This is a genomic window from Collinsella aerofaciens (genome assembly GCF_009876115.1).
GTDB classification, from domain to species: Bacteria; Actinomycetota; Coriobacteriia; order Coriobacteriales; family Coriobacteriaceae; genus Collinsella; species Collinsella aerofaciens_N.
This window is the reverse complement of record NZ_WWSY01000009.1, coordinates 58,442-74,039: the sequence shown is the minus strand read 5'-3', so window position 1 is coordinate 74,039 and position 15,598 is coordinate 58,442. Positions and strand designations below refer to the sequence as shown.

General features: G+C 61.6%; 13 protein-coding genes and 1 tRNA gene. All 14 read left to right on the top strand.

Going from position 1 to position 15,598, the window contains the following annotated elements; translation table 11 throughout:
* Nucleotides 1-34: 34 nt before the first annotated feature.
* The 14 genes from murI (at nucleotide 35) to GT571_RS06265 (ending at nucleotide 15,504) form a co-directional block, all read left to right on the top strand.
* On the top strand, nucleotides 35-919 hold the full coding sequence (gene murI, locus GT571_RS06330; RefSeq protein WP_117778584.1) for a glutamate racemase: 885 nt from the start codon (nucleotides 35-37) through the stop codon (nucleotides 917-919).
* 54 nt (nucleotides 920-973) lie between these two features.
* Nucleotides 974-1,699 (top strand): ribonuclease PH, encoded by a 726-nt coding sequence (gene rph, locus GT571_RS06325; protein WP_138339579.1) that lies wholly within the window; start codon nucleotides 974-976, stop codon nucleotides 1,697-1,699.
* Nucleotides 1,700-1,840: 141 nt separating this feature from the next.
* A complete protein-coding gene (gene rdgB / locus GT571_RS06320; protein WP_138339580.1) occupies nucleotides 1,841-2,482 on the top strand; it encodes an RdgB/HAM1 family non-canonical purine NTP pyrophosphatase in 642 nt (213 codons plus the stop codon).
* Between the two features lie 3 nt (nucleotides 2,483-2,485).
* On the top strand, nucleotides 2,486-2,932 hold the full coding sequence (gene dtd, locus GT571_RS06315; protein WP_138339581.1) for a D-aminoacyl-tRNA deacylase: 447 nt from the start codon (nucleotides 2,486-2,488) through the stop codon (nucleotides 2,930-2,932).
* Between the two features lie 114 nt (nucleotides 2,933-3,046).
* Entirely contained in the window at nucleotides 3,047-3,343 is a 297-nt protein-coding gene (locus tag GT571_RS06310; RefSeq protein WP_006234957.1) for a Veg family protein, read from the top strand.
* 2 nt (nucleotides 3,344-3,345) lie between these two features.
* Complete coding sequence (ispE, locus tag GT571_RS06305) at nucleotides 3,346-4,242, top strand: 4-(cytidine 5'-diphospho)-2-C-methyl-D-erythritol kinase (protein WP_161156122.1); 897 nt, start codon at nucleotides 3,346-3,348, stop codon at nucleotides 4,240-4,242.
* Between the two features lie 49 nt (nucleotides 4,243-4,291).
* Nucleotides 4,292-4,368: transfer RNA gene (locus tag GT571_RS06300), tRNA-Pro, on the top strand.
* Nucleotides 4,369-4,480: 112 nt separating this feature from the next.
* Nucleotides 4,481-4,756 carry a twin-arginine translocase TatA/TatE family subunit gene (gene tatA / locus GT571_RS06295; protein ID WP_022094895.1) on the top strand — a complete coding sequence of 92 codons (276 nt, stop codon included), beginning with the start codon at nucleotides 4,481-4,483 and terminating at the stop codon, nucleotides 4,754-4,756.
* Nucleotides 4,757-4,862: 106 nt separating this feature from the next.
* A complete protein-coding gene (greA, locus tag GT571_RS06290; protein WP_006234960.1) occupies nucleotides 4,863-5,333 on the top strand; it encodes a transcription elongation factor GreA in 471 nt (156 codons plus the stop codon).
* A 79-nt stretch (nucleotides 5,334-5,412) separates the two neighbouring features.
* Nucleotides 5,413-7,377 (top strand): lysine--tRNA ligase, encoded by a 1,965-nt coding sequence (gene lysS, locus GT571_RS06285; protein ID WP_161156120.1) that lies wholly within the window; start codon nucleotides 5,413-5,415, stop codon nucleotides 7,375-7,377.
* A 304-nt stretch (nucleotides 7,378-7,681) separates the two neighbouring features.
* Nucleotides 7,682-9,250 carry a threonine/serine exporter family protein gene (locus GT571_RS06280; RefSeq protein WP_225093848.1) on the top strand — a complete coding sequence of 523 codons (1,569 nt, stop codon included), beginning with the start codon at nucleotides 7,682-7,684 and terminating at the stop codon, nucleotides 9,248-9,250.
* Between the two features lie 311 nt (nucleotides 9,251-9,561).
* Nucleotides 9,562-10,110 carry a DUF2798 domain-containing protein gene (locus tag GT571_RS06275; protein WP_161156116.1) on the top strand — a complete coding sequence of 183 codons (549 nt, stop codon included), beginning with the start codon at nucleotides 9,562-9,564 and terminating at the stop codon, nucleotides 10,108-10,110.
* Between the two features lie 281 nt (nucleotides 10,111-10,391).
* On the top strand, nucleotides 10,392-14,831 hold the full coding sequence (locus tag GT571_RS06270) for an acyl-CoA dehydratase activase (protein WP_117876645.1): 4,440 nt from the start codon (nucleotides 10,392-10,394) through the stop codon (nucleotides 14,829-14,831).
* Nucleotides 14,815-15,504: a TetR/AcrR family transcriptional regulator gene (locus tag GT571_RS06265; protein WP_161156114.1), complete on the top strand. Its 690-nt coding sequence runs from the start codon at nucleotides 14,815-14,817 to the stop codon at nucleotides 15,502-15,504. Before GT571_RS06270 ends, GT571_RS06265 begins: the two co-directional genes overlap by 17 nt.
* Nucleotides 15,505-15,598 lie beyond the last annotated feature (94 nt).

The following is a 15,598-nucleotide window of genomic DNA, read 5'->3' as shown; positions in this document are numbered from 1 at the left end:
GCCACATTTTTTTGAGAGAGAATCTGGTGAGGTAATGTCCGATATCGAGAATCTGGCCGGGGACACGCGCCCGATCGGCGTGTTCGACTCGGGCCTAGGCGGCTTGACGGTCGCGCGCGCAATCGCGACGGCGCTGCCGCACGAGTCCGTCTACTACTTTGGCGACACCAAGCGCTGCCCCTACGGCACCCGCACCGAGGATGAGGTGCGCTCGTTTGCGTTGCAGGCGGGTCGTTGGCTTTCGAAGCACGACGTCAAGATTATGGTCATCGCCTGCAACACGGCGACCGCTGCGGCCTTGCGTCTGGCCCAGCAGGTGCTCGACGTTCCCGTGATCGGTGTGATCGCGCCGGGTGCCCGTGCGGCAATCAACAGCACGCGTACGCGTCGCGTGGGCGTGCTCGCCACCAACCTCACCATTCGCTCGGGCGCCTACACGCGCGCCATTCAGGACCTGGATGCCGGCGTCGATGTATACGGCTGTCCTGCCTCGAGCTTTGTCGAGGTTGTCGAACACGAGCTCGCCTCGGGTGCGCATCTGCAGGAACAGTGGCTTGAGAACGAGGACATCTTCGATACGCCTGCCGTGCGTGCGCTGGTGGGTGCCACGGTTGAGCCGCTGCGCGACCACGGTATCGATACCGTGGTGCTCGGCTGTACGCATTTTCCGCTGTTGGTGGGACCTATCCGCCATGCGCTGGGGCCTGGGGTGCGCGTCGTGAGTTCCGCCGAGGAGACCACACGCGAGCTGACCGATATCCTCACGCGCCGCGAGCAGCTGGCGGGCGACGCCGCCGAGCCGCAGCATCGTTTTGCCACGACGGCCGATAACATTGCCGAGTTTGCGGTGGCGGGCAGCTTTATCTTTGGTCAGCCGCTCAAGAGCATCGAACATATCGATATCGATGAGCTGAAATAGATGTAAGGCAGCCGCCAAAGCCTTCGCCACATCTTTTGCCGAAAGGATATTTCTATGGAGTACATGCAGGTCAACCGCGCCAACGGTCGCGCCGCCAACGAGTTGCGCCCCGTTAAGCTCACCCGTGGCGTCATGAAGCACGCCCACGGCTCGTGTTTGGCCGAGTTCGGCGACACGCGCGTGCTGTGCGCCGCCACTATCGAGGAGGGCGTGCCGGGCTGGCGAAAGGGAGCTAAGGCCGGCTGGGTGACCGCGGAATACGCCATGCTGCCGACGTCGACCGGCAAGCGCTGCAAGCGCGAGCATGCCAACCGCAAGGGTCGCTCCATGGAGATCGAGCGCCTCATTGGCCGCAGCCTGCGTACCGTCGTCAACATGAAGGCGCTCGGCGAGTACACCGTCACCGTCGACTGCGATGTGATTCAGGCCGATGGCGGCACGCGTACAGCGAGCATCACCGGCGCCTGGGTGGCGCTGCACGACGCCCTCGCCATGTGGGTCGAGGCGGGCAAGATCGAACGCATCCCGCTTATCGGCCAGGTGGCTGCCATCTCCATGGGCGTTGTCGACGGCAATACGCTGCTTGACCTCGATTATTCCGAGGACAGCCATGCCGAGGTCGACATGAACCTCGTCGCCACCGAAACCGGTGAGATGATCGAGCTCCAGGGCACCGGCGAGCAGGCGCCCTTCGACCGCAAACGCCTCAACGCCCTGCTCGACCTGGGCGACAAGGGTATCGCCGAGCTCATCGAGCTTCAGCGCCAAGCCATCGCCTAACCTGCCAAATAGGGACAGGTTTATTTTGGTAGGTTTTATCTGCGGAAATGCTGCGTTGAAAGGTCTGATTGCCTGAGAGGGGAGAGGCCAAGTGCCCGAACGCCCCTCACGCAGCTTGCTATAGAGACAAGGAGGCCAGTTATGGCACTTGAGAAGATCGACATCGACACTCTCGACCCGGCTGCAACTATCGTCGTGGCAACCGGCAACGCCCATAAGCTCACCGAGATTGAGGCCATTTTGGGCAAGGTCATGCCCGAGGTACGCTTTGTGGCGCTCGGTCAGCTGGGCGATTTTGAGGACCCCGAGGAAAACGGCACAACGTTTTTGGAGAACGCGATCATCAAGGCGCAGGCTGCCGTCGAAGAGACGGGGCTCATGGCCATTGCCGACGATTCGGGCTTGGTCGTTGATGCCCTGGACGGCGAGCCGGGCGTGTATAGCGCGCGCTATGCGGGCGTGCATGGCGACGATGCCGCCAACAACGCCAAGCTGCTCGTTAACCTGGAAGGCGTGGCAGACGAGGATCGCACCGCGCGTTTTATAAGCGTCGTTGCGCTCATCGACACGGACGGTTTGGTCACCTATGGTGAGGGCGCCTGCGAGGGCGCTATCGCACACGAGGGCCGCGGCGATCACGGCTTTGGCTACGACCCGCTGTTCCTGCCGGTCGACACGCCGGGCAAGACCATGGCCGAGCTGACGGCGGACGAGAAGAACGCCATCAGCCATCGATTCCATGCGCTCGAGCACCTATCCGCCAAACTGACGGGCGAGGAGTAGGCCGTGCGCGCGGTGGTGCAGCGCGTGCTCAACGCCGGCGTGACGGTCGATGGCGAGTGCGTGGGCAAAATTGGGCGCGGCTATCTGGTGCTGCTGGGCGTGGGCCACGGCGACACGCGCGCCGAGGCCGATAAGCTGTGGGGCAAGCTTCGGGGCTTGCGCATTAACGAGGACGAGAACGGCAAGACCAACCTGGCACTTGCCGATGTCGACGGCGAGGTTCTCGTGGTGTCGCAGTTCACGCTGTTTGCCGACTGCCGTCACGGCCGCCGCCCATCGTTTACGGATGCCGGCGCCCCCGATGTCGCCAACGAGCTCTACGAGTACTTCTTGACGCTTGTGCGCGAGGACGTCGAACACGTGGCGCATGGCATCTTTGGCGCCGATATGAAAGTCGACCTCGTCAACGACGGCCCATTCACCATCGTCCTCGATACCGACAATCTGTAAGTAGCCAAATTAGCCACTTGCGCGTGGTCGCAACAGGGTGCTATAGTATTAGAGTTTTGTCTATCTTAGGGGTATTATCCCCTTTTTGAATTGCACCTTCTGGAGGCCCTGTTCATGGAAGAGATGGAAGTCAATCACGTCGACGACATCCACGAGAAGCTGACCGATATGGTGGGCGATCGCGTCAAGGTGAAGGCCAACATGGGCCGCACCCGCGTCGTCGAGCGCATGGGCACCATCAAGAGCGTCCATCCGGCAGTCTTTATCGTCGAGGTTGACGAGCGCCGCGGCCGCAAGTCGCGTCAGTCCTACCAGTATATCGATGTCCTCACCGGGCAGGTCGAACTGTTTGACCCCGAGAGCGGCGAGCATATCTTTACCCCGCTCGGCAACCAGCTCGAGGAGCACTAGTGGTGACCGATCGGTCCCTCACCCTTACCGCGCCGGCAAAGATTAACCTCTACCTGGGGGTTCATACCGAGCGCGATGACCGCGGCTACCACAGGGTCGATTCCCTGATGGCAGCTGTCGGTCTTTCCGATACCGTGACGGTTACGCCGGCACAGGCGCTGACCGTCCAGACGGTTCCGGCATCAGATTTTCCCATGCAAAAGAATACGGCGTATCGGGCTGCGGTTGCTATGGCCGAGCATTATGGTCGCGAGGCAAACATCTGCGTGACGATTGAGAAGCGCATTCCATTGTGCGCCGGCTTGGGCGGCCCCTCGACGGATGCGGCCGCGGGCATTGTCGCCTTGGCGGAGCTCTGGGGAATTGATCGCACCGACCCCGCGCTCGACGACATTGCGCGGGGTATTGGTGCTGACGTCCCGTTCTTTTTGCACGCGAGCCCTGCGTTCTACGTAGGTGGGGGAGACGTGCTGGCAACTGAGTATCCCGCGCTGCCCGCAACGCCCGTCGTGTTGGTCAAGCCGCGCGAGGCAAGTGTTTCGACAATTGAAGCCTATCGACGTTTTGACGAGGCCCCGGTGCCTGCAGACAAGCCCGGCGCGATAGCTTCTGCCTTGCGTGCTGGTGATGCCGAGACGGCATATGCGCTCATCCATAACAACCTGGGTGTCATTTCCGCACAGATGGAGCCGCAGATTCAAACGGTTCTCGATTGGCTGCGTAAACAGGACGGCACCGTTGCTGTAGATGTGTGCGGATCGGGCGCCTGCTCGTTTGCCATTTGCGACACCGCCGCCACAGCCGAAAGGCTTGCCGACGCTGCCCTGCAAAACGGCTGGTGGTCCTGCGCGACGGAGCTCATTCCCAACACGGTTCAAATCGACGCGCCAAAGAAATAAAAATTTCTCTAGCACGCGGCGAAAATCTTTGTTACTATAGTCGAGCTAACGGGTTGTGGCTCAGTTTGGTAGAGCACTGCGTTCGGGACGCAGGGGTCGCTGGTTCAAATCCAGTCAACCCGACCAGAGCATGAGGAGGGACCGCTTCTTGCGGTCCCTTTTTTTAGCTATTGTTGTGATACCGCGATACCCGCGGTATACTCATTCGAGCTTGTCTCGCTGTATTGTGGAGGTCTACATGTTTGGACTGAGGGCTCCTGAGCTCATCATTATTCTCGTCGTTGTCCTGATTATCTTCGGGCCCAAGAACCTGCCGAAGCTCGGCAAGTCCCTCGGCTCTACCGTCAAGAATATCCGTGAGGGTATGGAGGGCGACGATAAGGCCGAGACCAAGCAGGCCGAGGAGGTCGTGGTCGAGCAGTCCGAGGAGGACAAGGAGATCGCTGAGCTCGAGGCCAAGCTCGCTGCTGCCAAGAAGAAGCAGGCAGAGGACAGCGACGCGGACGCAGAGTAGTCCCATCCCTTTGGGGTGAGCACCTGACCGGCTTGCCCGCAGGCTAGCCGGTCTTTTTCGTTTTGTTGACAGTTGATTGTTTGATCAGAGTTGGGGAGATATCCGTATGGACGCAAGCCAGATCGTACTGACCGCTGAGGGCCGCCAGAAGCTCGTCGAGGAGCTCGCTTGGCGTGAGGGCGATTACGCCAAGGAGATCGTCGAGGACATCAAGGAAGCCCGCGCGTTCGGCGACCTTTCGGAGAACTCCGAGTACGACGCCGCTAAGGACAAGCAGGCCCAGAACGCCGCTCGTATTGCCGAGATCCAGGCCATCCTCGCCAACGCTCAGGTTGCTGCCACCACGGGCGACCTGACCGTCTCCATCGGTTCCACCGTTTCGCTGATTGACCCCAACGGCGAGGTCATGGAAGTCACGCTCGTCGGTACCACCGAGACCAACTCGCTCGAGCACAAGATTTCCAACGAGTCTCCGGTCGGTCACGCCATCATTGGTCACGGCGAGGGCGACTCCGTCGAGGTCGTTACGCCTTCCGGCAAGACTCGCGTCTACACCATCGCCAAGATCGCACGCTAGACCACGGTCCCGCGTAAAGGTATGTTTTCGCTCCCTGGGACCGAATCCTGGGGAGCGTTTTAGTTTGAGGAGCTAACTTATGGCAGAGAACCAGAACGCCGCCGATCAGGCATCGACGCTCAACGACGAGCGCGCCACCCGCCTGGCCAAGCGCGCCGCCCTGTTCGAGGCGGGCCAGAACCCCTATCCTGAGCACTCTGAGCTTGAGGACTACGTCGCCGATATCGAGACTAAGTACGCCGATCTTGCCGATGGTGAGGACACCGAGGATGTCGTGAAGATCGCCGGCCGTGTGGTCGCCAAGCGCGGTCAGGGCAAGATCATGTTCATCGTCGTGCGCGATGCGACTGCCGAGATTCAACTGTTCTGCCGCATCAACGACATGGACGAGGCTGCCTGGAATACGCTCAAGGCCCTCGACTTGGGCGACATCCTGGGTGTGACCGGCGTGGTTGTGCGCACCCAGCGCGGCCAGCTTTCCGTTGCCCCCAAGAGTGCGACCCTGCTTTCCAAGGCCGTTCGTCCGCTGCCCGAGAAGTTCCACGGTCTTTCCGACAAGGAGACCCGCTATCGCCAGCGCTATGTCGACCTGATCGCCAACGACGACGTTCGCGAGACCTTCCGTAAGCGTTCGCAGATTCTCTCCACCTTCCGTCGCTTTATGGAGTCCGACGGCTACATGGAGGTCGAGACCCCCATCCTGCAGACTATCCAGGGTGGTGCCACGGCCAAGCCGTTCATTACCCACTTCAACGCGCTCGATCAGGAGTGCTACCTGCGTATTGCCACCGAGCTGCACCTCAAGCGCTGCATCGTCGGCGGTTTTGAGCGCGTGTTCGAGATCGGCCGTATCTTCCGTAACGAGGGCATGGACCTTACCCACAACCCCGAGTTCACCACGATGGAGGCATACCGTGCCTTCTCCGACCTCGAGGGCATGAAGGCGCTCGCCCAGGGTGTCATCAAGGCGGCCAACAAGGCCATCGGCAACCCCGAGGTTATCGAGTACCAGGGCCAGACCATCGACCTTTCTGGTGAGTGGGCCAGCCGTCCCATGACCGACATCGTCTCCGACGTGCTCGGCAAGCAGGTCACCATCGACACGCCGGTCGAGGAGCTTGCTGCCGCCGCGCGCGAGAAGGGCCTGGAGATTAAGCCCGAGTGGACCGCCGGCAAGATTATCGCCGAGATCTACGATGAGCTGGGCGAGGACACCATCGTCAACCCCACGTTCGTGTGCGATTACCCCATCGAGGTCAGCCCGCTTGCCAAGCGCTTTGAGGACGACCCGCGCCTGACGCACCGCTTTGAGCTGGTTATTGCCGGTCACGAGTACGCCAACGCGTTCTCCGAGCTCAATGACCCGGTCGACCAGGCCGAGCGCTTTGCCGCTCAGATGGCCGAGAAGGCCGGCGGTGACGACGAGGCCATGGAGTACGACGAGGACTACGTGCGCGCCCTCGAGTACGGTATGCCTCCTGCGGGCGGCATCGGCATCGGCATCGACCGTGTGGTCATGCTGCTCACCAACCAGGCTTCTATCCGCGACGTGCTGCTGTTCCCGCACATGAAGCCCGAGAAGGGTTTCCAGTCTGGTGCCGCTGCCGCCAAGGCTGCCGAGGCCGGCAACGCTGCGAGCCCGTTCGTTAAGTCGCTTAAGCCCACGCTCGATTACTCCAAGATCGCCGTTGAGCCGCTGTTTGAGGAGTTCGTCGACTTCGATACCTTCTCCAAGAGCGATTTCCGCGCCGTGAAGGTCAAGGCATGCGAGGCCGTCAAGAAGTCCAAGAAGCTGCTGAACTTTACGCTCGACGACGGCACCGGCACCGACCGCACCATCCTCTCCGGCATTCACGAGTACTACGAGCCCGAGGACCTCGTCGGCAAGACCCTGCTCGCCATCACCAACCTGCCTCCGCGCAAGATGATGGGCATTCCCAGCTGCGGCATGCTCATCAGCGCTATCCACGAGGAGGAGGGCGAGGAGCGCCTCAACCTGATCCAGCTCGACGCCTCCATCCCCGCCGGCGCAAAGATGTACTAACTAGTTACGCGGTTCTACGAACCGCGTAACGGCTCGACGCTGCGCGGGCCGCATTTGGACAATCTGACGTTCAACTTCAAGGGCGCGACCAGAAGGTCAGCGCCCTTTCGTTTCACGTCACCTTGTCTCAAATGCGGCCCGCTCGCTGACGTTGCCAATACATCGATGTAGTCATTGGGGACGTTCTTAAACGACTACCCAACGGATATTGCGCACATGGCTCGCATGACAGTCGTCTCTTTTATGTTTCCTTTAGCCGTTGCTGCCTAGGATGGGGGTTAGTCGACAGGAAGGGAGCACCGGGATGGACGACGCGAGCGAGCGTGCAATCGAAGAGGACATGCTCGATCAGTTCAACTACTTTGATGATGAGGACGAGGAATTGATCGACCGTCGCGAGCCGGCGGCGCTCGATACTTTCGACCTTATTGATGAAGAGCCCGACGAGGACGAGGTCGGATCAGCGGAGCCCCCACAGCCTTCGCGCCTTGACTCGCTGCTTTCGAGAGCCCCCATGCACCACGGCGTTCGTGCCGGCGCGCTCCATATGAAAACTGACTGGCACCAGATCGTGACGGCAGGCGATGAGCTTGCCGTCGATGCGCCACTCACCGATAAGTCATCCATCATCTGCCGCACCGGCATGCTTATGCTGGCAAGCGGAACAGGTGCCTGGCGCGTGCGCGATACCATGAATCGTGTTGCTGCCGTACTCGGCGTCACGATTCACGTCGACCTGAGTCTTCTGTCGTTTGAGTGCACTTGCATCGAAGATGGCCACTGCTTTAACGAGGTTGTCAGCCTGCCCACAACGGGAGTCAATACCCATCGCATTTGGATGATGGAGAGTTTCCTCAAGGAAATCGAGACCTATGGTCGTCGCTTCACGGTACACGAGTATCACGAGATGCTCAGGACCGTTGAGAGCTCAAAGCCTGATTACTCTCCCTGGCAACAGGGCCTTGCGGCAGCCTGTGCTTGCGGCGCCTTCGTCTTTTTGCTCGGCGGCGGCCCTATCGAGATGGCCTGCGCGTTCGTGGGCGCGGGTGTCGGCAACTTTGCCCGCTCCCATATTCTCAAGCAAGGCCTTGGTCAGTTCAGCGCGCTGACGACCGGCGTTGCGCTCGCTTGCGTTTCGTATCTGCTGGCATTGCTCGGCCTTGGCCAGGTCATACCGGGGGCAATGTCGCACCAAGAAGGCTATATCGGCGCCATGCTCTTTGTGATTCCCGGCTTTCCACTCATTACGGCAGGCCTCGACATCGCTAAGCTCGACATGCGAAGCGGTATCGAGCGCCTTTCATATGCCGTATCGATTATTGTGATGGCGACCCTCGTAGGTTGGATGGTTGCCGAGTGTGTTGGCCTGGCGCCGGACGACTTTGCCCCACTGGGCCTTTCGCCGCTTGCCCTTACGCTCCTGCGCGTGGTGATGAGCTTCGTTGGCGTATTCGGCTTCTCGGTGATGTTCAACAGCCCGGTAAAGATGGCCGCGGCAGCTGGGTTGATCGGCGCCGTGTCCAATACCCTGCGTCTGACCCTTGTCGATGCGCCGACGATGATTCCCTTCCTGGGCCTCAGCACGGGAATGCCTCCCGAGGCAGCAGCGTTTATCGGCGCGCTGGTATCGGGGCTGCTCGCAAGCTTGGCTGAAGTCAAGCTCACCTACCCGCGCATCGCCCTCACGGTGCCTTCGATTGTCATTATGGTGCCGGGCTTGTATCTGTATCGCTCGATGTATTACATGTGCACCTTCGACACGGTCAATATGCTCGGCTGGTTTGTGCGCGCAGTGCTCATCGTAGCGTTTCTGCCCGTTGGACTGGGTGTGGCGCGTACGCTCACCGACCCTCGCTGGCGCCACACCAGCTAATTGGTACAAGGGGGACAGGTTACTTTGCACCAAATGAGTTGCGGTGAAATAGGGACTGAATTGTTGCTTAAAGGGTCAAAACAGTCCGTATTCCACCGCAACTTATGGGGTCGGGGGTTTTGGTGCCCTGCATCTCCACAAACTCAACGCTTACGAAGCGCGCGCCGTTCGTGTTAGGGTAGTTCCACCACATAAGTAGTCACAGACGCGCGTAACACGGGCGGGCGAGATGAAGTCCCAACAGCTCCATCTTGCCCGCCCGTTTTTGTTGCGTGGCGCCGCGGTACAACACAGAGAGGAATCTGCCCTTTATGCCTATCAACAAACGAGAGAGCCTGCTGTTCACCTTTATCATGTGCTTTTGCATGGTGCTCTGGATGAGCATCTACAACGTTGCCCTGCAGCACGGGGCCATCAACGGCGAGGTCGTTGCCACTGCGTGGCTCGGCTTCCCCGTTGCCTACATTTTTGCCATGCGCTGCGACTGGTTCGTCGCCAGCCCGCTCGCCAAGGGTTTCGCCTTTAAGTACTTGGTCACGCCGGGCAAGAGCTCGCCACTTGCCATGACGCTCGCCGTCAGCTCCTGCATGGTCGTTCCCATGGTCATCATCATGTCGCTGTACGGTGCCTGTGAGGGTCTGACGCACATGCCCGGCGGCATCCTTGCGAACCTGTATTCCGTGCCCGCGATCTGGATGATCAACATCCCGCATAATTTTGTGATGGCGCTGCCGTGGAACCTTTTGGTAGCCGGTCCGATTTCCCGCTTCGTCTTCCGTCGCGCCTTCCCTGTGGGGACGGTTTTCGAGGAGGAGCATGCCGAGCTCTTGGAGCAGGCTATGGCTCCTGAGTGCGAGTAGCTCGCTTAGGGATCTGCTGAGCGCGGGCGACTTGCTTGGTTGGAGCCCTAAGCGTGGATAGCTCTCTCGGCGACATCGCGGGCGTGAGCGGTGCGCATGACCGGAGGGCCCGTGCTGCTCCGTTGCCCGACGTGCTAGCGCGCAGAACAATCTGTTGGTGCATTCGGCGGCTGCTGAAGCGTTTCGGCAGCCGCTTTTTATACGGAGTTTAAATACAACAGTCTGTTGTATTACGTAGAGTGGTATATCTCTAGCGGGAAAAATGCGAGAGACGGAGCATTATGGCGTTGCTAGTAGGACTGGACGTAGGGTCGACGACGACCAAAGTTTACGCGATGCACGAGGATATGACCGAGGCGTGGTGGGGATATCGCCGCCACGGGGCGTGTCAGACAGCGAGCGTGCGCGCCATGCTCGGCGAGCTCGCCGAGCGCTTTCCCCATGAGTCGCTGCGCGTTGCGGTGACCGGCTCGGGTGCGCGCGATATCGCGACCGCGCTGGGCGCCTCGTACGTTCAGGAGGTGGTCGCCAACGCGCTCGCGATCAGCAGGTTCTATCCGCAGACGCGCTGCGCCATCGAGCTGGGCGGCCAAGACGCCAAGATGATCTTCTTCCGCACCAACGATAAGGGAGACATCGAGGTTGCCGACATGCGCATGAACGGCTCGTGCGCAGGCGGTACCGGTGCATTTATCGACGAGATGGCAAAGCTCATGGGGGTCGGCACCGAATCGGGCGAGTTCGAGCAGCTCGCAAGCCGGGGAACGACCGTCCACGAGGTCTCGGGCCGCTGCGGCGTGTACGCAAAGACCGATATCCAGCCGCTGCTCAACGAGGGCATTCCTGCCACCGACCTGGCGCTTTCGGCGCTTCACGCGGTCGCCCGCCAAACGATCGGCGGTCTGGCCCAGGGTATCGACATCGAGCCGCCGGTAATCTTCGAGGGCGGTACGCTCGCCTACAACCCCACACTGGTCCGCGTGTTCCGGGAGCAACTGAATCTATCGGACGATCAGGTTATCGTCCCGCGCGATCCGCAGATCATGGTCGCGCGCGGTGCCGCCCTGTCGCTGACCGACATGTTCGCATCGTCCCAACCGATCGACCTTCCCGACGCTTTTGTCCGGCTGGATAAGCTCGAGACGGTCGCGCCCGCAAGCGGGGAGGGACGTCTTGCCCAGCCCTTTTTTGCCACACCTGCCGAGCAGGCGGATTTTACGGCACGCCATGGCAAAGAGACGCCGGCAAAGGGTCCGGATGCGTATGCGCCCGGAGAGACGGTGCGTGTGGCGCTCGGTATCGATTCGGGGAGCACGACGACCAAGTTCGCCCTGGTCGATGAGGCGGGTGAGCTTGTCGATTCGTTCTACGCGTCTAATAACGGCAGACCGCTCGACGTCGCCCAACAGGGTCTTGTCAGCTTGAAGAACCGCTGGGAGACAGCGGGAGTCACGCTTGCGATCGATGCCGTGGGCACCACGGGATACGGCGAGGAGCTTTTCGCGCGCGCGTTCCACGCCGACTACCATACGGTCGAGACGGTCGCGCACGCCCGCGCCGCGTGCGCATGCGTTCCCGATGCGACCTTCGTGCTCGACATCGGCGGACAGGATATGAAGGCCATCTGGCTCAACCACGGCGTGCTGACCGATATCGTCGTCAACGAGGCGTGCTCTGCGGGCTGCGGCTCGTTCCTCGAGGGTTTTGCCAAAAACCTCGGAATAGCCGTTGAGGATATCGCGACCGAGGCATTTTCGTCCAAAGCCCCCGCCGTTCTCGGCAGCCGCTGCACGGTGTTCATGAACAGCAGCGTCGTTTCCGAGCAGCGGCGCGGTAAGGGTCCGGGCGACATCATGGCCGGTCTCTGCCGTTCGATTATCGAGAACGTGTTCACCAAGGTCATTCGCGTTTCAAATCTCAACCGTCTGGGCGACAAAGTCGTCGTCCAGGGCGGCACGTTCCGAAACGACGCGGTGCTGCGCGCATTCGAGCAGTATCTGGGCAAACCCGTCACGCGTGCGCCCCACCCGGGGCTGATGGGCGCTATCGGTATCGCCCTGCTCGCGCGCGAGGAATGCCGCAAGGGCGACGCCGGCACGTCGTTTATCGGGCTCGATGCCGTGGAGCGCTTCGAGCATCGCGAGTTCGGCGGCGTTACCTGCCGTCGGTGCAACAACCGCTGCCAGCGCGCGGTCGTGGCATTTGGCGACGGCTCGCTTTACGTCACGGGCAATCGCTGCCCGCGCGGCGGCGCCATCTCATGGGATGAGCTCGTGCGCGAGGTTCCCGCGGCGGAGGAGCTGCGTCCGCAGGGTGCTTGCGAGGCACAGGCACCCGGCACGGGGCGCGACCGGACCGCGGCTGCCCCCAATCTCTTTGTCGACCGCGAGAAGCTGCTGTTCGAGTCGTACCCCACGGTTCCCGTCTGCGGGGGGCGCGATGTCACGATCGGCATTCCCCGTGTGCTCGAGTTCTGGGACACCATGCCGTTCTGGTCGACGTTCTTCAGCACGCTCGGCTTTAAGGTGCGCGTCTCGGGACGCAGCACCAAGGCGATGTACGAGCGCGGTCTGGCGCACGTCACATCCGACACCGTGTGCTTCCCGGCCAAGCTCGTCCACGGGCACATCCGCAATCTCGTCGACGCCGGCGTCGACCGCATCTTCATGCCCATCATCACGACGGTGCCCACCGAAAACACCGCCTCTACCAGCGAGTGGATGTGCGCCGTCGTAAAGGGATACCCCTACGTGATGCGCAATTCCGATAACCCGGAGGAGCGTTTCGGCGTTCCGTTCGATACGCCGCTGTTCCACTGGTACGACGAGGGCGACCGAAACCGCCAGCTCAAGGCGTGGTGCAAGGAGACCTTCGATATCGATGCCGACCTGGTTGCCAAGGCGACCGAGCAGGCGGACCGCGCGCAGGAGACGTTTGAGAACCAGCTGCAGCTGCGCGGCAGGCAGGTGCTCGAGAACGTGCGCGAGGACGGCGGCTACGCGGTGGTGATCGCTTCGCGCCCGTACCACAACGACCCGCTGGTCAACCACGGGCTGCCCAAGCTCTTCTCTGAGCGCGGCATCCCCGTGCTGACGCCCGATGCGGTGCCGGGGGTCTGCAACGTCGATCTTTCCAACAGCCGCATCGACATCGTGAACAACTACCATGCGCGCATGCTGTCGTGCGCGGTCATCGTCGCATCGACGCCCGAGCTCGAGCTCGTGCAGATGGGCAGCTTCGGCTGCGGCCACGATGCGTATCTCACCGACGAGATCGCGCGCATGATGGGCGAGATGGGCTCCAAGGTTCCGATGATGATCAAGCTCGATGAGAGCGACGTCGCCGGTCCCATGGGCATTCGCGTGCGTTCGTTTATCGAGTCGGTCAACCGTCGTCGCGCGGAGGAGCGTGCCGAGGGCGCCCGGGTGCACGCGGTCCATCCGCTCGACGACCCGTATAAGGTCAAGTACACCAAGCGCGACCGGCACGACAAGATCGCGCTGGTCCCCAACACCTCCCATGCGTTCTGCAGGCTCATGACCGCGGCGATGCGCAATCAGGGCGTGCGCGCCGAGGCCCTTGATATCGGGCGCGAGGATGCCATCCGCCTGGGCAAACGCTATGTGCACAACGACATCTGCTTCCCCGCGCAAATCGTGATCGGCGAGGCGCTCGCGGCACTCAAGAGCGGTAAGTACGACCCGCACGACGTCGCCGTGGTGACTGGCAAGTATATCGGCGACTGCCGCCTGACGCACTACATGCCCCTGCTGCGCCGCGCGCTCGACGACGCGGGATACGACTATGTCCCGGTGCTCACCAACGACGACGTCGATGCCCACAATGCGCATCCGGGCTTCAAGCTCGGCCTTGGCCCGAGCATCCAGATCGCCTACGGTCTTCCCATGATCGATGCCCTCGAGGCCATGCTTAGGCGCATCCGTCCCTATGAGCTCGAGAAGGGCGCGGCGGACGCTGCGTTCGACCGCGCGCTCGATGAGGTTATCGAGGGCATGGAGCGCTCGGGGCTGAGAGGCCAGGCGACGGGCTTCAAACGCGCGCTTGCGATCATGGACGCCGTTCCGTACGACCGCTCGAACCCGCATCCGACCGTTCTCATCGTGGGCGAGTACCTGCTCAATTTCCATCTCGGCGCCAACCACGAGATCGAGCGCTACCTCGAGGACAACGGGCTCGAGGTCATCGAGGCGCGCATGACCGACGTGATCCGCAAGACCTATTTCTACAAGCATGCGCAGTCGCGCGAGTTCCACGTCGACCTGTCGCTGCCCGAAAAGGCCTGGTACGCCACGGCGGACAACCTGTTCGAGCTCGCGCACGACCGTTGCGACCGCCTGGGCGCGGCGAGCCCGCTCTACGAGCCGCCGACGCGCATGCCCGAGCTCGTGCGCGCGAGCGATAAGATCCTGCACCATACGTTCGATGCGGGCGAGGGCGTGCTGATTCCGGCGGAGATCCTCGAGCACGCCAAGCGCGGCTGCCGCAACTTCGTGATCCTGCAGCCGTTCGGGTGTCTGCCCAACCATGTCGTGGGGCGCGGGCTCATCCATGCGCTCAAGGAGCAGTATCCCACGGCGCAGTTCCTGCCGCTCGACTACGATCCCGACGTGAGCTTCGCCAACGTGGAGAACCGTCTTCAGATGCTCATCATGAACGCCAAGGCGCAGGGGTGCGGTGAGGCGCATGGCGAGACCGCGTAAGGACGCCGATGCGCCCGATGCACGCACCCGTATCATCGAGGCGTTTTGGGAGCTCATCGAGAACAACAGCATCTTCGAGCTGTCGGTTGGCGAGGTGACCCGCGCCGCCCAGTGCAATCGCGGAACGTTTTACTACTATTTTCACGATTTCGATGAACTCGTCGCCATCGCCATAGCCCAGCTGCTGCAGGATAACGAGCTCATCACCGATGCCCTCTGGCATTTTTCGAGCGAGGGCGACCTTTCGGCGTTCGACCGGCGCGACGTCCGCTGCCTGCTGCGGCGCATCGTCATCACCATGAGGGAGGGTGCCGCCGAGCAGGTCGAGCAGGGCATCCATACGATCATCATCGACCGCGTGAGAGAGATCGTCCACCCCGACGGAGAAGAGCTCAAGGCAGATTCGAGCTTTGCGGTGGGCTTTCTGGTCTCGGGCATCATGGGCTTTGTGATGGCGGTCGGCTTTGCCCGGGAGGGCGGCGAGGAGATAGACCTCGAGCAGCTGGGGGACAGCGCGTGCGCGTACCTGAGGGCGGTCGCCATGCAGACGGTTGAAACGGTCGCGCAAGTCGAGGGCGTCGATACATCCGAGCTGCTCGAACGCGTCTCCAAGGAGGCCGATGCCTATCGCGCATCGCGTGCGACGAGTCCCGACGTGGTGAAAGACGTCTAGGGTTTCTCTTGCGGGGCGCCCGTCGCGCATCGCGCGGTGAGTCCCGCGATGCGGTCATAACCTGCATTCATGTGAGCCGGGTTTATAGATATTC

Coding starts and splice junctions, on each gene's coding strand:
- murI (WP_117778584.1), top strand. CDS start 35: ATGTCCGATATCGAGAATCTGGCCGGGGACACGCGCCCGATCGGCGTG.
- rph (WP_138339579.1), top strand. CDS start 974: ATGGAGTACATGCAGGTCAACCGCGCCAACGGTCGCGCCGCCAACGAG.
- rdgB (WP_138339580.1), top strand. CDS start 1,841: ATGGCACTTGAGAAGATCGACATCGACACTCTCGACCCGGCTGCAACT.
- GT571_RS06310 (WP_006234957.1), top strand. CDS start 3,047: ATGGAAGAGATGGAAGTCAATCACGTCGACGACATCCACGAGAAGCTG.
- tatA (WP_022094895.1), top strand. CDS start 4,481: ATGTTTGGACTGAGGGCTCCTGAGCTCATCATTATTCTCGTCGTTGTC.
- greA (WP_006234960.1), top strand. CDS start 4,863: ATGGACGCAAGCCAGATCGTACTGACCGCTGAGGGCCGCCAGAAGCTC.
- lysS (WP_161156120.1), top strand. CDS start 5,413: ATGGCAGAGAACCAGAACGCCGCCGATCAGGCATCGACGCTCAACGAC.
- GT571_RS06280 (WP_225093848.1), top strand. CDS start 7,682: ATGGACGACGCGAGCGAGCGTGCAATCGAAGAGGACATGCTCGATCAG.
- GT571_RS06275 (WP_161156116.1), top strand. CDS start 9,562: ATGCCTATCAACAAACGAGAGAGCCTGCTGTTCACCTTTATCATGTGC.
- GT571_RS06270 (WP_117876645.1), top strand. CDS start 10,392: ATGGCGTTGCTAGTAGGACTGGACGTAGGGTCGACGACGACCAAAGTT.
- GT571_RS06265 (WP_161156114.1), top strand. CDS start 14,815: ATGGCGAGACCGCGTAAGGACGCCGATGCGCCCGATGCACGCACCCGT.